This is a genomic window from Pedosphaera parvula Ellin514, assembly GCF_000172555.1.
In the GTDB taxonomy this organism is placed as follows: domain Bacteria; phylum Verrucomicrobiota; class Verrucomicrobiia; order Limisphaerales; family Pedosphaeraceae; genus Pedosphaera.
Genome location: NZ_ABOX02000045.1, coordinates 1 through 17,574 on the forward strand (window position 1 = coordinate 1; position 17,574 = coordinate 17,574).

At 52.6% G+C, this 17,574-nt stretch carries 15 protein-coding genes; 10 read left to right on the top strand and 5 right to left on the bottom strand.

The window, feature by feature from the left end:
* Positions 1–598: 598 nt before the first annotated feature.
* The gene (gene recN / locus CFLAV_RS24725; protein ID WP_007417602.1) at positions 599–2,281 is read right to left on the bottom strand and encodes a DNA repair protein RecN; all 1,683 of its coding nucleotides are present in this window, start codon (positions 2,279–2,281) and stop codon (positions 599–601) included.
* A 64-nt stretch (positions 2,282–2,345) separates the two neighbouring features.
* On the opposite strand from recN, the gene CFLAV_RS24730 reads away from it, so the two are divergent.
* Both CFLAV_RS24730 and CFLAV_RS33095 read left to right on the top strand, forming a co-directional pair.
* Entirely contained in the window at positions 2,346–3,176 is an 831-nt protein-coding gene (locus CFLAV_RS24730; protein ID WP_007417603.1) for an MBL fold metallo-hydrolase, read from the top strand.
* The gene (locus CFLAV_RS33095) at positions 3,173–4,873 is read left to right on the top strand and encodes a TIGR03790 family protein (protein ID WP_007417604.1); all 1,701 of its coding nucleotides are present in this window, start codon (positions 3,173–3,175) and stop codon (positions 4,871–4,873) included. Before CFLAV_RS24730 ends, CFLAV_RS33095 begins: the two co-directional genes overlap by 4 nt.
* 40 nt (positions 4,874–4,913) lie before the next feature.
* On the opposite strand, the gene CFLAV_RS24740 is transcribed toward CFLAV_RS33095, so the two are convergent.
* Positions 4,914–5,927, bottom strand: coding sequence for a sugar phosphate isomerase/epimerase family protein (locus tag CFLAV_RS24740; RefSeq protein WP_007417605.1), 1,014 nt, complete (start codon positions 5,925–5,927; stop codon positions 4,914–4,916).
* Positions 5,928–6,108: 181 nt separating this feature from the next.
* Between CFLAV_RS24740 and CFLAV_RS24745 the strand changes: the two genes are divergently transcribed.
* The 8 genes from CFLAV_RS24745 to CFLAV_RS24780 all read left to right on the top strand — a co-directional run bounded on the left by CFLAV_RS24745 (position 6,109) and on the right by CFLAV_RS24780 (position 14,243).
* Positions 6,109–6,930 (top strand): TatD family hydrolase, encoded by an 822-nt coding sequence (locus tag CFLAV_RS24745; protein WP_040550078.1) that lies wholly within the window; start codon positions 6,109–6,111, stop codon positions 6,928–6,930.
* Positions 6,931–7,021: 91 nt separating this feature from the next.
* Complete coding sequence (locus tag CFLAV_RS34385; protein ID WP_007417607.1) at positions 7,022–7,492, top strand: MarR family winged helix-turn-helix transcriptional regulator; 471 nt, start codon at positions 7,022–7,024, stop codon at positions 7,490–7,492.
* Positions 7,493–7,510: 18 nt separating this feature from the next.
* Positions 7,511–8,914: a nitrilase-related carbon-nitrogen hydrolase gene (locus CFLAV_RS24755; RefSeq protein ID WP_007417608.1), complete on the top strand. Its 1,404-nt coding sequence runs from the start codon at positions 7,511–7,513 to the stop codon at positions 8,912–8,914.
* Positions 8,915–8,925: 11 nt separating this feature from the next.
* Positions 8,926–11,070, top strand: a complete 2,145-nt coding sequence (locus tag CFLAV_RS24760) for an AMP-binding protein (RefSeq protein ID WP_007417609.1) — start codon at positions 8,926–8,928, stop codon at positions 11,068–11,070.
* Positions 11,071–11,175: 105 nt separating this feature from the next.
* On the top strand, positions 11,176–11,967 hold the full coding sequence (locus CFLAV_RS24765) for an esterase/lipase family protein (RefSeq protein ID WP_007417610.1): 792 nt from the start codon (positions 11,176–11,178) through the stop codon (positions 11,965–11,967).
* 243 nt (positions 11,968–12,210) lie between these two features.
* Positions 12,211–13,029: an alpha/beta fold hydrolase gene (locus CFLAV_RS24770; protein WP_007417611.1), complete on the top strand. Its 819-nt coding sequence runs from the start codon at positions 12,211–12,213 to the stop codon at positions 13,027–13,029.
* 122 nt (positions 13,030–13,151) lie between these two features.
* Positions 13,152–13,418, top strand: coding sequence for a hypothetical protein (locus CFLAV_RS24775; protein WP_040550081.1), 267 nt, complete (start codon positions 13,152–13,154; stop codon positions 13,416–13,418).
* A 15-nt stretch (positions 13,419–13,433) separates the two neighbouring features.
* Positions 13,434–14,243: a TatD family hydrolase gene (locus tag CFLAV_RS24780; protein WP_007417613.1), complete on the top strand. Its 810-nt coding sequence runs from the start codon at positions 13,434–13,436 to the stop codon at positions 14,241–14,243.
* Here CFLAV_RS24780 and CFLAV_RS24785 read toward each other — a convergent pair.
* The 3 genes from CFLAV_RS24785 to rho form a co-directional block, all read right to left on the bottom strand.
* Positions 14,240–15,097: a DUF4197 domain-containing protein gene (locus tag CFLAV_RS24785; protein ID WP_007417614.1), complete on the bottom strand. Its 858-nt coding sequence runs from the start codon at positions 15,095–15,097 to the stop codon at positions 14,240–14,242. The genes CFLAV_RS24780 and CFLAV_RS24785 overlap by 4 nt on opposite strands.
* A gap of 78 nt (positions 15,098–15,175) precedes the next feature.
* Positions 15,176–16,180, bottom strand: coding sequence for a helix-turn-helix transcriptional regulator (locus CFLAV_RS24790; protein ID WP_007417615.1), 1,005 nt, complete (start codon positions 16,178–16,180; stop codon positions 15,176–15,178).
* Between the two features lie 61 nt (positions 16,181–16,241).
* Entirely contained in the window at positions 16,242–17,366 is a 1,125-nt protein-coding gene (gene rho / locus CFLAV_RS24795) for a transcription termination factor Rho (protein WP_007417616.1), read from the bottom strand.
* Between the last annotated feature and the right edge of the window lie 208 nt (positions 17,367–17,574).

The window sequence follows — 17,574 nt, forward strand, 5'->3', positions numbered from 1 at the left end:
AGCACGGGAAGCTCATTAGCCTGACTTGCAACGAAGCGGCCGACAGCAAGAACACAAGGCCTTCTTATACCTTCATGCGTATGGTATATTTCAATTGAAGGATTATTGACATGACCATACACTTGGGGGCACACATGAGGTATAAATGGCTATAAACACACAGGAGTGCTTTCAAATCAAAGGAAGAAATTATGAGACTTCGGAATGATGTGACACATAGCGGGTCGGTTGCCGGTCAAGGCGGATTGCATTTGGCTTTTGGGGCTGGTTCGCGCGCTGACCTTGAGTTAACACGAGCTATCTCGAGTTAACGGCAGTTAACGGCACATCTTTTTTATTTTAAATGACAGCCCAAATTACAAAGTGTCGGTTGAGAGGCGGTTTGTTGTCGGCCGTCGGAGGTCGCTTTCGCACTTTAAAATGTGTTCGGAGGGCGTATGAAGGTAATGAAGTCCGGCCACCTGTTTTTGGAGATGCATTAAGCATCGTGGTGGTCGGTATCGGAAGCTATCGGAAGGTATCGGACGCCAACGGTCGGTATCGGAAGGTTAAAACAGTTGTGGGGCAACATTCAAAATGCAGGAGCCTGTTACCCCTCCTACTTCAACAGCGCCTCGGCGTGTTTGCGGGCGGCGTCGGATTGGCCGCCGAGCATGCGGGCGAGTTCGGTGATGCGGTCTTTCCGAGTCAACAAGGTGATGTCGGAGATGGTACGCCCTTCCCTTACTTGTTTGCTCACGACGTAATGCGCGGTAGCGTGCGAGGCGACGGGGGCCAGGTGCGTGATGCAGAGGACCTGCCGTTGTTTGGCGATTTGTTGCATCTTTTCGCCGACGGCATTGGCGGTCTCGCCGCCGACGTTGGCATCGACTTCGTCAAAAACGAGCACTGGGATTTCGTCCACCTGGGCAAGAACCGTCTTGAGAGCCAACATGACGCGGGCCATTTCGCCGGAACTCGCGATGGCGCGCAAAGGGCGGGCGGGTTCGCCGACGTTCGGAGCAAATTGGAATTCAATCGTGTCGAGGCCGGAGCTGGAGAGTTGAGAGCCAGCTTTCGAGATCGAATCCTTCATCACTGTGGTGATGGTGACATCGAAATGGCTTTGGGCAAAGCCGAGGTCCTTGAGTTGTTTGACAGCAGCCTTGCTCAATTGCGGAATGACTTTGCGGCGTTGCGCGGAGAGGTCCTGGCCGACCTTCCAGATTTCCGCATCGAGCTTTTTGAGTTCGCTGTTGATGCGGTTCAACTCCTCGTCGCGTTGTTCGAGCTGTTGCAACTTCCTGCTTGCCTCGTCACCGAAAGCGATGACTTCCTCAAGCGACGCGCCATACTTGCGCTTGAGGGAATGGATGACGTTAAGGCGTTCCTCGAGTTCGAGCAGACGGGCGGGATCGATGTCGAGCTTGTCGGCGTAGTGCGAGAGGTCGCCCTGCAAATCGTTCAGGCCGCTGACGAGTTGCTCGTGTTGGGAAACGAGATTCGCGGCGCTGGCATCGACGCGTTGCAATTCTTGCAAGGTGCGGCCCAATTGTCCGGCCTGGGTGAGCAAGGAAGCTTCGTCTTCGCTCAAGAGGTTCAAGGCCGTCTGGCTCAATTCCAGAAGCTTCGCTGCATTGCTGGCGCGTTGATATTCCTGCTGAACCCGCTCCTCCTCTTCCGGATGAAGTTTGGCCGTCGAGATTTCGTTTACCTGAAAACGGAGGAGATCCAATTGCTGGGCGTAAGTCTTTTCGTCGATGATGAGAGAGGCTTTCTCAGCTTCGAGTGCGGAACGACGATGGACGAGTTCGGCAAAGGCATTGCGCTTCCCTTCCAAGCCGCCGAAAGCGTCGAGGATCGAAAGCTGACGGGCGGCGTTGAGGAGAGATTGATGGTCATGCGGGCCATGCATATCGACGAGCCATTGACCGATGGCGCCGAGAGTGGCGAGCGTGGTGGGCGAACCGTTGATAAACTGGCGATTGGTGCCGGCACTGGTAAAGGAGCGCTTGAGAACGAGTTGGCCATCTTCGACCGGTTCGAGACCGTTTTCGTCGAGAAAGGTTTTGAGCGGAGCCTTGAGCCTGGAGACGTCAAATACGGCTTCGACGGAACAGGCATCGCTGCCACTGCGGATGAGTGTGCGGTCGGCGCGTTCGCCCAGAACGAGGTTCAAGGCGCCGATGATGATGGATTTGCCCGCGCCGGTTTCGCCGGTGATGGCATTGTAGCCTGGTTGGATTTCCAAAGTCAGGTCGGCCACCAGAGCAAGGTTTTTAATGCGCAACGTTGTCAACATGTTACATTCGTTCCTGTCCAATCTGGCGATTAAGCCGGAGTTCGGCAAAAAGAAAATTTAAGTAATGTCATTTTCATTCACATTTCTCGGCAGCGGAACCTCCCAAGGGGTGCCGATGATCGGGACCGACTATCCGGAGTCGTTTCTGGCGAACCCTAAGAACCATCGCACCCGCCCATCTATTTATATCGCCACTGACCAGATAAAACTAGTAGTTGATACCACGCCTGACTTTCGCACCCAGGTTCTGCGCGAGAACATCCGCTGGCTGGATGCGGTGATTTTTACTCATTCACACGCGGACCATATCATGGGCCTGGACGATTGCCGACGATTTTGCGATTTGCGTAATGGGGCGCTGCCCATCTATGCCAATCAGAATACCATGAACGACCTTAAACGTGTGTTCATTTATGCCTTCCATGATGGACCGTGGCCGAAGGGATATTTTATCCCAGAACAGCGGATAATTGAAGGGCCTTTTACGATTGGAGATCTTGAGATCACCCCTTTGCCCCTGCCGCACGGTCGAATGATTACGAATGGCTATTTGTTCGTCCAAGGTGGTAAGAAAAAGCTGGCTTATTTGAGTGATTGCAAGGAAGTTCCGGTCGAAGCCATAAAACAAGTCAGCGGCGTCGAAGTGGCGGTGTTGGATGCCCTGCGCCGGGCACCGCATCCGACGCATATGTGCCTGGATGAAGCGTTAACGACTGCCAGACGCATTGGAGCCGAGCGGACTTATTTCACGCATTTGACACATGATTATGACCATGACATTGCGCAAGCGGAACTTCCACCGAGCGTGGAACTGGCATACGACGGCTTGAAAGTGAATTATGAGGATGCATTGCCAATGAATGCCGAAAGCAGTCAATTGACGAGCACTAAATGAACAAACTTTTCAACATTTTGATGGTATTGGGACTGCTGGGATCGCCTTCCATCCTTCACGCAGCCGGGCGTGGTGATGAAGTGGTGGTGGTTTATAACACCAGGGTGCCTGAATCCAAAGACATTGCGGAACATTACGCCAGGGTTCGGGAAGTGCCGGCGAGCCAGGTATTTGGTTTCGATATGCCGACGCGTGAGACGATCAACCGCCTGGAATTCCACGAACAATTGGAGAAGCCTTTGTCCAAGGCGCTCGTTGAAAATGGATTATTTCATTTCAGATTAAAATCCGTTCCCGGTGCAGACGGAAAAGGCGAGCATGCAGTCCGCAAGGTTACCGATGCCAAAATACGCTATTTGGTGCTTTGCTACGGAGTTCCGCTGGTCATCGGAAAAGACCCGGAGCTGAAAGAGGAAGGCGAGGAGAAATTGCAACCGGAACTGCGCCGGAATGAAGCCGCCGTGGATAGTGAGCTGGCTTGCCTGCCGTTGATCGAGCAGCACTACATGCGCGCTGGACCGCTTGTTAATGCCAGCTTTGGATCGACGAATGCAGCGGCCATGAATCCGACGAATAATTTGCTCATGGTAGCCAGGCTAGATGGTCCTTCTCCTGCGATTGCGCGAGCTTTGGTGGACAAGGCGATGCAAGCCGAGACGGATGGCCTATGGGGCCGGGCCTATTTCGATTTGCGCGGAATCACTTCGGGAAATTATAAACAGGGAGAAGACTGGCTGCGGGGTGCGTCGGAGGTTTGTCGTCGGCTGGGGTTCGAAACCGTGGTGGATGAAGCGCCAGGCACTTTTCCAATCAGCTTTCCTTTGAGTCAGGTGGCCTTCTACTCCGGTTGGTACGAGGAAAGCATTACCGGGCCATTTACGCGTCCGACAGTTGAATTCATGCCCGGCGCATTTGCATATCATCTCCACTCCATCAGCGCGGCCAGTCTGCGGACCACGACGCGACAATGGGTGGGTCCGTTTCTGGCCAAAGGCGTTACTGCAACCATGGGTTGCGTGGACGAACCTTACCTTGCCGGCACACCGGACATGGCCATTTTCTACGCGCGTTTTGTGTTCTCCGGCTTCAGTTTCGGCGAGGCTGCTTATGCCTGCCAGGCTGTTCTATCATGGCAAGCCACTGTGGTCGGTGATCCTTTGTACCGTCCATTTGCCAAAGGTCCTCAGGAGCAACTGGCGGAACTCGAACGAAAGCACAGCCGGATGCTGGAATGGTATTACCTGCGTGCGGCCAATTTCAAAATGGCCAATGGCACCAAGGCAACGGAAGTCATTCCGGCGCTGGAGAAGCTCGGACTAACCGCGCAAAGCGCCGTGCTGTCTGAAAAATTAGCCGAGTTATATCAGGGGCAAGACAAGTCAGAATCCTCGGTTCATGCGCTGCAACAAGCCTTGAAACTGGAGCCTACTCCTCAACAACGAGTTCGTTTGATGCTAAATCTCGGCACCCGTTTGATTGCGCTCGGACACCATCTGGAGGCTTACGAGGTTTATCAGGCTTTTCTGAAAGAATGTCCTGACTATCCGGACCGGCCGGCAATTTACAAACAGCTTGTCAGTCTGGCAGAGAAACTGGGCAGAAAGGAAGAGGCTGGCGCGTACCAACATGCGGTCGACGATCAGGGTGTTTCTCAAGTCAAGCTCCCGAAACAACCAGCCCTCAGGCCTGGCATTTAGCCATTCCTGAGGACTGCGCAAAAACAAATTGAAATGGATGCTACTTCTTCGCCTGGGCTTTCTTATCAAAAGCCGCATCGAAAGCAACCTTGCTGGGAGCAAAATCCACTTTCTTCACAAAAGCGGCAGCTTCAGCAGCGCCATGCTCGCGGTCCATGCCAATGTCTTCCCATTCAACAGACAAGGGGCCCTGGTAGTTAATGTCATTTAAAGCGCGAATAATGCGCTCGAAATTAATTGATCCGCGACCCAGTGAGCGGAATTCCCAGAATCGCCGTGGATCACCAAAGTTTGTATGTCCGCCAAAAACACCGGCTTCCGTGGGTGTGCTCGACCAATAAACATCCTTCATATGCACATGATAAATACGTTTGGCGAACTTGCGGATAAAACCGACGTAGTCCACTCCTTGATAACCAAGGTGCGAAGGATCGTAGTTGAATCCAAACTCAGGACGATTGCCAATGGCCTGCAGCGCACGCTCCGCACTGACAATATCAAACGCAATTTCTGTCGGATGCACTTCGAGGGCAAACTTTACTTTGCAACGTTTGAACTCATCGAGGATGGGGTTCCAACGGGCTGCGAAATCAGCAAAACCATCTTCGATTTGCGCGGGGCTTACTGGCGGAAAGCTGTAGAGCAAACTCCAGATTTTCGAACCAGTGAAACCATTGACCACGCTGACACCCAAATTCTTCGCTGCATAAGCCGCTTTAATCACTTCATCAGCCGCACGCTTCTTAACATCGTCGGGCTTGCCATTGCCCCAAACGTGTGGGGGCAGAATCGATTTATGACGCTCGTCGATGTTGTCACAAACCGCCTGGCCAACCAGATGCGTGGAAATCGACCAGGTTTTCAGCCCATGCCTGGCGAGGATGGCCTTCCGGTCATCGCAGTAAGCCTTATCCTGCGCCTTGTTAACATCAAAATGATCTCCCCAGCAGGCCAGTTCCAAACCATCGTAGCCAAAGGATTTGGCCTTCTGAGCAACGGTTTCGAACGTGAGGTCAGCCCACTGGCCGGTAAATAATGTAACTGGACGTGCCATAGTTGAATGCAATATGCGGTTGAACGATGCGCTAGAATCTATTGAATCCATTCCCCGTATTGCAAGCCGATTGTTTATTTACGCACAGGCGCTTGCAAGTCCTTCATTGCAGATTCCTGCAAGTGGATTCAGAGTGAGGGTAAACGCGGTTCATGGGTGAACCTTTGAGATGGAAGGAAATATGGCTGTTTTCTACGATACACACGCACATCTGGATTATCCGGATTACGCCCAGGATTTGCAGCAGGTGATTGCCCGCTCTGAAGCAGCTGGCATCACAAAAATAATAAGCATTGGCACGGATCTTGAGAGCAGCAGGCGCGCAATCGAATTAGCCGAACAATTTCCCGGCGTTTATGCAGCGGTAGGCTGGCATCCGACCAATGTGGAAGAGGCTCCGGATGACTTGCGTCCTGCCCTGCGTCTGCTGGCGAACCATCCCAAGGTGGTCGCCATCGGGGAAACCGGTTTGGACTACTATCGTTTACCGAGCACCCAGCAGGAGAAGGGCACGCCGGAGGATGACGAACGTTACAAAAAGAAGCAGGCAGCGATCTTCCAACAACAGTTGGAGGTGGCTGCGGAGTGCGGCCTCAATTGCATCATTCATACTCGTTCTTCACTCGAAGATACTCTTAAACAAATGGAGCCTTTCATTGGCAGAGTGAAAGGCGTCTTCCATTGCTTTGTAGACAATCCCGCCGCCATGCAACGAGTTTTGCAAATGGGTTCTCTGGTAAGTTTCACTGGCATTGCCACCTTCAAGAATGCCCAGACCGTACGCGACACCATTGCCGCCACCCCGCTCGGCAAATTCATGCTGGAAACAGACTCACCGTACCTCGCCCCGGTGCCTTACCGCGGCAAACGTTGTGAGCCAGGTTACGTGAAGGAAATTTCCGAGCTTGTAGCCAGCGTGAAAGAATGTTCCCTGGAAGAACTTAGCAGAGCCACCTGTGCCACAGCGGCAGGCTTCTTTCACAAAATCTCCACGGCTTCCTGACGCCGCCGTCCTTGCCATGCAGAATAATCGGCGCGCTACGCAATATTTCTTATTGGTTGACATATAAACAATCTACCTGTAAACGTTTTTCATGAATCGTAAATCAGTAACGCCCGGAAGCCGTTACGAGGCCTTGATCGGACTCCTCCGCACGGCCGAAAACCTTTGGAATGCCAGCCGTGTCTTCTTCGCCCGCTGGGATCTCAGCCCAAGCCAGTTCAACATTCTCAATCTTTTGCACGATCAGCCACAGGGTTGCACTCAAATCGAACTGAGCCGCCAACTCATCATGCACCGCTCCAATATGACCGGCCTCATTGATCGTCTCGAATCCCGTGGCTTGGTCCGTCGCGCGGAGAACTCTCAGGATCGACGCGCCTTCAACGTTGTTCTGACCCCTGCCGGAAGCAAGCTGATCCTCCAAATTCTCCCGCACTATTACGCCGCTGCCGAAACCGTTTGGGGCGATATCCCGGCACCTCGTGCCCGTCAAATCGTTTCCGAACTTTCCGTCGTAAACGTGAACGCCGAACAAATCTCGAAAACTGTGTCCGCCAAATAACTCAATAAGGACTGTGTTATGACGCATCCAGCATCACAACCCAATACCGCACCTCCAACCATCCCCCAGACTCTCGCGCTGGCTGTGTTGGCGGTCGTTTCCTTTCAACTGGCCTATTCTTTTGCCGCATGCACCGCTTTGATGGCGCTGTTCGCCTACTCTCTTTTCGAGTTATCGCGCAGCCATTCTTCAAGGTTCACTTTCTATCTCGGTCTCGGCGTCGGTCTCGCAGCTTATGCTCCGCAGCTCTCATTCTTTTGGAACATCTTCGGTCCCGCCGCAATTGCTCTTTGGCTCGTCCTTTCCTTTTGGCTCGCCACCTTTCTCCTGCTCTCCCGCATGGCCCGAGTGCACTTCGGCACGATCCCAGCCACTCTTCTAATCCCTTTTCTTTGGACCGGGCTCGAATATTTTCGCAGCGAACTTTACTACCTGAAATTCTCCTGGATGAACATTGGTTACGCGTTCTCCAGCAATGTACCCATGGCTTTCCTCCACTTCACCGGCATATATGGCATTGGCTTCCTGCTGATGGCCGCAATCGCTCTCACGAGCTTGCTCAAGGGGAAGACTCTATTCCTCACTCGTCTCGCCATGTTTACCGTTTTCGCCATCGCCCTGAATCAACCACGCCCCAGCCAAGCCGCTCTTGACCCTGCAAAACAACTCTCCGTCGCCGGCGTTCAACTCGAATTCCCTTCCGAAAAAGAAGCAGTCTTTCACCTGAACAAATTATTCAAATCCCATCCCGACGCCCAGTTGTTCGTCCTCAGCGAATACACCTTCAACGGTCCGGTGCCGCAAATCATCATGGAATGGTGCCGTGAACATAAACGCCATCTCATCATCGGCGCTAAAGACCCGGTTTCAGCAGACGATTTCAACGACACTGCGTTCGTCATCAACCCATCTGGCGAAATCATCTTTCGCCAGGGCAAAAGTGTCCCCATTCAATTCTTCAAGGATGGCCTTCCAGCAAAAGAGCAAAACCTCTGGAACTCCCCCTGGGGCAAAATTGGCATCTGTATTTGTTACGACCTCAGCTACAGCCGCGTGACCGATGGACTCATTCGGCTCGGCGCTCAAGCCATCATTGTCCCCACGATGGACCTCGTTGACTGGGGCCGACATCAACACGAACTGCATGCCCGCGTGGCGCCCATCCGTGCCGCTGAATATGCTGTTCCCATCTTTCGGCTCGCCAGTTCGGGTATCTCCCAATCGGTTTGCCGCACTGGCGAAGTTTTGGCCTCCGCACCCATGCCCGGCGAAGGAGCCATTCTTGCCTGCACACTGGATCTCGGCCGCCCCGGCACGCTTCCCCTCGACCGCCTTATAGCGCCAATTTCCGTTGGCATCGCAACCATCGCCATTTTCGGCCTGCTTTTTGCTTCATTTCGCAGGCGTAATGTCTCAGCTTAAACCAGACCATCATGAAGTCATTTCTTAGAACCTTATTACGCTGGCTCTACGGATTTCGCGCGTATAACGAAACCGTGCTCAGCTCTCCCGGCCCCGTATTGCTCACTCCGAATCACGTTTCCTGGATCGACTGGCTCTTTCTCGGTGTTTGTCTGGAGGACGATTGGAAGTTCGTCGTTTCGAGTGTCTCGGCGCAAACGAGCTGGCTGCATCGGAAGATCATGCTTAACAAGCGCACCTTTCCGATTGATACCACCTCTCCCTTTGCTGTCAAACGGATGGCGGAACACCTGCAGGGAGGCGGGCGACTCGTGTTATTTGCCGAAGGTCGCCTCTCTCGCACTGGCACACTGATGAAGCTTTTCGACGGCACCGGCTTCCTGCTCCACAAAACCTCCGCCAAGGTAATCACCTGTTACCTGCGCGGCGCGAATCGATTGCCTCTCTGCCCCCACCCCGGCTGGAGAAAATGGTTCCCCAAGGTGACCGCCCATTTCAGCGAGGTGTTAACCCATCCGGAAGCCAAAAACCTCTCAACGGCTCAAGCCCGCGCAAAGCTTACCGCATGGCTGCGCGATCGCATGGTGGAACAACAATTTCAAGTTGAGATGGATTTTGGCCCGCAGAATGTGCTCTCAGCCATCCTCGATTCAGCCAAACAGATGCCGAAGATGGAGGTTCTGGAGGATGCCACCCGCCAAAATCTCACTTACCGCCGGTTGATTGTTGGAGCCGATGTTTTGAGCAAACCTCTGCAAGCTGCTCTCTCACCTAAAAGTGAACGGGTCGGCATTCTACTACCAAACGTTGCCACGCTCCCCGTTTCCCTGCTCAGCCTCTGGAAGCTGGGAAAAGTACCTGCCATTCTAAATTACTCTACCGGCACAGCCACCATGCTCGCCTGCGCTCAATTGGCTGGCTTCAAACAGATCATCACCTCCAAATTGTTTCTTGAACGCGCCAGACTAAAAGTTGAACCGCTCATCGAGTCAGGCATCGAGATGATTTATCTTGAGGACATCCGAGCTCGCGTGACTGGTTCTCAAAAATTCTCATCCCTTCTGAAGATCACTCTGGATGCGAATTCATTTCTGCCTGACTCCGGTCGTGGCGAATTCATTGATCCCGCCTCCACCGCCGTGGTTCTCTTCACCAGCGGCTCGGAAGGTGTGCCCAAAGGGGTCGAACTCACGCATCGCAACCTCCTGTCCAACATGCGCCAGATGCTCGCTGCCACGGACATCATGGATACCGATCGGCTTTTCAACTGTCTTCCGCTGTTCCACAGTTTCGGACTCACGGTAGGCACTTTGCTCCCGCTGGTTCGTGGATTATACGTCTTCATTTATCCTTCGCCGCTGCACTACCGTATCGTTCCTGCCGCGCTGTACGACACCGATTGCACGGTTTTCCTGAGCACTAATACTTTCCTCAACGGCTACGCCCGCAGAGCCCATCCTTATGACTTCCGCAGCATGCGTTACTTGTTTGCCGCCGCGGAAAAACTCCAGGAATCCACCGCTCAAACCTGGTCACAGAAGTTTGGTGTACGTGTACTTGAAGGTTATGGTGCCACCGAATGTTCCCCCTGTGTCAGCGTCAATACGCCGTTAAATCCCAAATACGGCTCCGTCGGCCGCCTGTTGCCGGGCATCGAATTTAAGTTGGAAAAAGTTGAGGGCGTTGAAGAAGGAGGCCGTCTCTTCGTGCGCGGCCCCAACGTGATGCGCGGTTATTTGAATCCCGATGCCGAGGCCAAATTCAAGGAACTGGACGGCTGGTACGATACCGGGGATATCGTCAGCGTCGATTCCGACGGTTATCTCTTCGTTCGCGGCCGGCTCAAGCGTTTCGCCAAAGTCAGCGGCGAAATGGTCAGCCTGACCGCCGTCGAAGATGCGCTTGCCGGAGCTTTTCCCCAATACGGATTGCGCTGCCAGGTCGCCATCATCACAAGGCCCGATGAAGGCAAGGGCGAGGTGCTGATTGCCGTGACCAATGAACCCAAAATGCAACTGGAGGAAATCCGTGGTGCGATTAAAGCCAAAGGGCTTACCAATCTCAGCGTCCCACGTGAAATTAAGGTGGTGCGTGAAATCCCCAAACTCGGCACTGGAAAAATCAATCACCGTGAACTTGTCAAACTGCTGACTTAGCCAAACCCATTCTCCTGGCACTCATCCGTCAACTTCACCTCTTTTTCGAGCGACGGGTGAACGGGCGGATAAGCAACAAAACCAACCTACATAGGCATGTCACCGATGTTTTCATTAGTAACCCTCCTCACCTGCGCTCTGCTGCTTGCCCAACCGGCAACTGCAATCAGCAACGGAGCGGCTTCTGAACTGAATGCCACTCAGCCCGGAAAAGAATATGTCATACTGTTGCACGGCTTGGGGCGCACTGCCATCTCAATGAAACTCCTCGAATGGCATCTCCAAAGGCGCGGTTACTCCGTCGTGAACGTAAGCTATCCTGGAACCCGCTTCTCCCTCGAGACTCTTTCCGACATCCACCTCCAACGCATACTCACCGAACACATTCCCGATTCCTCCGCCCATATCCACTTTGTTACCCATTCCATGGGGGGCATTCTCCTCCGCCAATATCTTTCAAATCATCGCATCGAAAACCTGGGAAGCGTCGTCATGCTCGCTCCGCCCAATCAAGGAAGTGAGCTCATCGATCATCTCCGAAGTAATTTCTTCACCTCGAAAATTCTTGGCCCGGCTGGCATGGAACTCGGAACCGGTGATAATGACCTTCCCCAGCGCCTCGGCAAAGTCGGGGTCAATTGCGGCATCATCGCCGGTGATCGCTCCTTGAACCCGCTTCTCTCCAGTGTGTTTCTCAGCCCGAACGATGGCAAGGTGTCAGTGGAAAGAACCAAGATCGAAGGTATGAGCGACTTTATTATTTTGCACAGCACCCACACCTGGATCATGTGTCGGCGCCAAACCACACACCAGGTTCTCTCCTTCCTCCAAACTGGCCATTTCGATCACATTGGCTTTGAAGCAACGAGACCGCAAACTCACCTGCAACGTCTGTAAATGCTGAGGATTTGCCTCCCTGTCCACTGCACCATCGGGCTTCAAAAAAGTCGCTTGCAAAGCTCCAATAATTGCACGGCGGGTAAGTTGTCTTTCTTTTAGCTGAATTTGCCATTACGGCTGGCTTAGTAAGTTCAAAATAAGGAAAGAATTCCATGTTGCAACCAGCTCCGTTGTTCTTCCGTTTGTTTCTCCGGACAAATCATGGAATAATATTTGAGCGAAATTAGTTTCACATCCATCATGCCTGAAGCACTTCAACTCCGCGTCCACGGCGACACTTCCAAACCAGCCTTGATTTACCTGCCCGGCTTGCACGGCGATTGGACTCTCGTAACCGCCTTCCGCGCCGCTTTAAAGGAGCGAGTCTGCTTCGTGGACATAACTTATCCGCGCTCGCTCACCTGGAACATTGATGACTACGCCAACAACATTGAAGATGAATTGTTGAAGTGTGGTCTGACGCGAGGATGGTTATTGGGCGAATCCTTCGGCTCACAAATTACCTGGCCACTGATGGAGAAAAATCTTCCGGCAAATGCGCTGCACCAAACCAGCCTGCGAAAGAACTCATTCAAAGTGGAAGGCATCATCCTCGCCGGCGGATTTGTGAAGCATCCATGGAAATGGGGGCCGGGCCTGTTGTGTCGCATCGGCGAAAAGACCTCCATGAAAGGCTACGGGAGCGAACTAAGATTCTACTCCATGTATATGAACTTCCGGCATCGCCACTCTCCTGAAGCCCGCGCGAGCATTCAAGAGTTCGCCAATCGCCGCACCGACCTTGATCGCCAGGCCATGCGGGCGCGCCTGAAGCTCCTGGATCAATACGATCCCCGGCCCACTGCTCGCCAAACCCACGTGCCGGTCCATTACCTTGCTGGTCTAATGGATCCTTTGGTGCCCTGGGTTCTGGTCCGCCGGTGGTTGATGCGAAATTGCCCCGGCTATCGTGGCGGCAAAACTTTCTGGCTGGCAGATCACAATGTTCTGGCGACTGCACCGAAAGGTTCCGCCGAAACGGCCATCCAATGGATGAGCAGCACATCGGCCACCGGCTAATTCAGATAACCGGCCCTTTTTCCGAGTCGAATCCTTGTTGCCATTTGCAAGCCGGTGCGGTTTCATCTCTTCATTGCTATCGAATAAAAAGCGGCTATGTTGCCGTCAAAGATACGAAGTTTATGACACGTCAACAGACTCTCGACCTTTACTTCATGGATGCGCGTTGCAAGCTCATCGATCTCGCCGCTTTTATCGACCGCGTCGAACGCTCCCCCGGCGAAGAGGATTTCCGCATGAAAGCCTTTCGCCAGGCTCTCACGGAACTGAGCAGTGGCAACACTGAAAAGGCCAAGCGCGTCCTCCTTGCGTTGAGTGATCCCACAACCGAACCAATTCCCGCGGCGACAACCAAAGCGGCGTGCGGAGCCTGGCCTGGAACGAAATAAACTTTTTAGCCTCCAATGAGATATATCGAACCTCACGCTCACATGGTCAGTCGGGTAACCGATGACTACGTCCACATGGTTACCGCCGGTTGCCAGGCCGTGTGCGAACCTGCTTTCTGGGCCGGTTTTGATCGCAGTTCCGTCGATGGTTTTTACGATTACTTTTGCCAGTTGACGGAGCATGAGCCCAAGCGTGCCGCGAAATTCAATCTCCCTCATTTCTCCTGGCTCTGCATCAACCCCAAGGAATCCGAAGATGTCAAACTCGCTGAAGACGTCATCGCCATCATCCCAAAATTCCTGGACAAACCAACGGTGCTTGGCATCGGCGAAATCGGTCTCAATAAAAATAGTCGCAACGAACTGAAGGTTCTGGAAAAGCATGTCGATCTTGCAGCGCAGCACGACCAACTTATTTTGGTTCACACACCGCACCTGGAAGATAAACTGAAAGGCACACGGCTGATTGTGGATTTAATCAAGAGCGACAAGCGCATCAAACCCGAGCGAGTCATCATCGATCATGTCGAAGAACACACCGTCAAAATCGTGCTCGACTCAGGCATGTGGGCCGGCATGACGCTCTATCCCGAATCCAAATGCTCCCCTGCCCGCGCTGTCGACATGATCGAAATGTACGGCAATGAACGGATCTGGATGAATTGCGCCTGCGACTGGGGTATCAGCGATCCTCTGGCAGTTCCCAAAACCGCACTCGAAATGCGCAAACGCGGACACAGCGCCGAAGCCATCGACAAGTTGATTTATCAAAACCCGGCACGGTTCCTGAGCCAGTGCCCAAAGTTTAAAATCGCATCGGCTTAAGCGGCTGGCTTGACTGCTCCGAAGACTTTTTGCAACACATCAGTGGCTCTTGCGGCCGGATTCTGACGAATCAGCTTCTCCTGTTCAGCCATTATTTTAAAGAGCCCGTCCATTGTCTTGTTTGTGACATAGGCATCTATGTCCATTGCATCAGGGCTAAGCAAAGTGTTGCTCACAAGACTTCCAAATGATCCAAGGGATTTCGAGGTTGTGCCGGTGGTTTTTGCCAACATCTGCTTGTAGGCCGATGTGACTCCTGCCTCTTCCGTGTCCTTCTTCACGATGGGATAAAACTTTGCGTACAAATTCGTTTGGGAAACCTTGCTGAAATACTGGGTAGCCGCGTCATTGGAACCAAGCAAAATATTCTTGGCATCTTCAATGTTCATTTGTTTTAACGCGTCTCCGAATACATTCGCCGCTTCTGGCACGGCCAATTCGGCCGCCCGGTTCATGGTGGTAATAAAATTATCCGCCAATTTATCCTGCTTCAAATTCCGCAAGGTCTTCTCTGCCGTTTGCAATTTATCGGGCATCGGTATTTTGACATTCGCATTTGTCAGAAAGCCGTCCTGATGTCCCAACTGGCTCACAGCCTGCAGCACCCCATTGCTCAAAGCCTGCTTGATTCCGAGCACCACCTGATCCTCGCTCAGACCTTTGAGGTCGGCTTGATTGATGTTGGTGCTGCTGCCGGCGTTGGTGGTGGCGAGGTTGGTAGTGCCAGTGGTGTTAGTGGTAGTGAGCTTGTTGAGTGAAGTTTCCAACTTGTCCAGAAACCCAGCCTCAGCCATCCGGGTCGAAGAGTGGAAAATACAGGCAAGAACGAGTGAAAAGAAATAAACTCTGCGCATATTTAGTTTTAAGATTACAACGACGCGGAAGAATAGCGTACTGATAGAAAACTGGCAAACAACTCAGGAATCATTATTTCAACCCTGGTTCTTGAGAATATTCCCGGCCGAACGACGCACCATGTCGGCCAATTCGCGAGGCTCCACAACTACGGCATTTCCTCCCCAGCCGAGAATCCAGCGTTCGATTTCCTGCAGGCTGGAAAGCCTGAGGCGCAGTTCCACGCCGCCATCTTCCAGTTCAATCAATTCCTGGGAGTGATGCCACTTTTTCTCACGAATATAATCAGCCACCACTTCGGCAAACCGAATCACCACACGAAAATCTCCCTGTGCAGAGTGCACCCCAAAACTGTTCCGCAAACGTTTTTCGAGGGAAAACTTTTGTGGACGCGGAAATCTCTTGCCTGTCAATTTAAACGCCTTGATGCGCGCCGGGACAAAGGTCCTGATATCGTTGCGCAGATGATCATACGCAAATAAGTACCATTCTCCGTTGATGTTCGCCAAATGATATGGATCTATCACGCGAACCTCTGTCTCGCGCTGCCCTGGCTTTCTATAGATTAATTCCAACTGCTGCCGGTTCGCCGCAGCTTTGCCCAAGGCATCAAAGATCTCGAGATTAAGAATCGGCTCCGCCCGCGTGCTGAAGGAAATCGTCTGCTCAAAATCGGCAATATTCACCGATACTGTGTCGGAAAGTGATGCTGACATTTTCTTGAATGCGGTCATCAGCGGCTTCTCGAAATTTGTTCCGCGATACTGTTGGAGCGCTTTTTCCGCCACCACCATCGCCAGCAACTCACCTTCAGTCACCTGAATGGTCGGGAATGCCCCGACTTCCTCCGTATAATAATAACCGTGCCGGTCTTGATCGTAGCCAATTGGCAACCCCAGGCGATCCCGCATGAATTCCAGATCACGATGAATGGATTTGGAGCTAACCTCGAATTCCCTGGCTACCTTTGGCGCGTTGGGATATCTGCCTTTCTGAATGAGCTGATGAAGACGCTGCATCCGCTCGAAAGGCAGACGCGAAAGCGGAGACGAAGGTTCGGCGGCTTTGGGCCGAGATTTCATGATTTAAGATTTGCGGAACGCGGACAGGCATAGTTGCATTCCCGCGCCCGCAAAGTCCAAATTAAGCGAGCTTGGAAAGCAACTCGGCGTTGGTCTTGTGCTTCTTCAGCGCAGCCAACAAGGTTTCCATGGCTTCGATGGGATTCAAATCAACCATCGTGCGACGCAACTTGCGGATCGACTCGATCTGGTTTGGCAAAAATAATTTCTCTTCCTTGCGCGTGCCGCTCTTCGGGACGTCGATTGCCGGAAACAGGCGGCGGTCGGACAGCTTGCGGTCCAGCACCAATTCCATGTTACCAGTGCCTTTAAATTCCTGGAAAATCAGTTCATCCATGCGGGAACCGGTATCGACGAGCGCAGTTGCCAAAATGGTCAACGAACCGCCCTCTTCGATCTTACGGGCGGAGGCGAACATCTTGCGGGGAATTTCCAAAGCGCGAGCATCGACACCACCGGTCATCGTGCGACCGCTTCCGCCGTGCACGCTGTTATAAGCACGAGCGACGCGGGTGATGGAATCGAGCAAAACAAATACGTCCTTGCCCGCTTCCACCATGCGGCGGCAACGCTCAATCATGAAGCGCGACAAACGGACATGAGTCTCCAAATCCTGATCGTTTGAAGAAGCAACCACCTCCGCTTTGACGGAACGTTGGAAGTCGGTGACTTCCTCAGGGCGCTCGTCGATCAGCAACACCATCACATGAACTTCAGGATGATTGGTGGTAATCGCATTGGCGATTTGCTTCAGAATGGTCGTTTTACCCGTCCTTGGAGGAGCCACGATCAAGCCGCGCGTGCCCTTCCCAATGGGAGTGACCAAATCAATGATACGGGTTTCCAGCAGGTCGGGAGTGGTTTCGAGCAGAAATTTTTCGATCGGGTCAATGGTCGTCAGGTTCTCGAAACGCATGGCCTTGGTGTAATCGGAAAAAGGCATGTCGTTGACCTTATCCACCGCCTTCAATTGCGGACTGTTACCGCGATGCGGCGGCTGGGTCGGACCTTCCACCAGGCACCCTTCCCGCAGGAAGTTACGCTTGATCGTATCGGGCGTAACAAAAATATCTGTCGGTTTAGGATGAAAATGGTTTTGCGCTGTCCTTAAAAATCCGAAACCCTTTTCAGCGATTTCCAGATAGCCCGAACCAAGGTCGGTTGTCGTATTTGACGGATTACTCATAAACGTTATGTAATGACTTGAAGGGTCTAGAAACTATCCCCGAAACTTTTTGAATTTAGAATTTTGGGAAACTGTTGGGCCGAAGAGTGACTTTTTAACCGCTTCACCTGCACAACCAGTTAGACCTACGCAATATAATTACGTTGAAAACCCTTCGAACGCAACTAATATTTTCTAACAACCTCAAAAGGTCAATAGGGAATTTTAA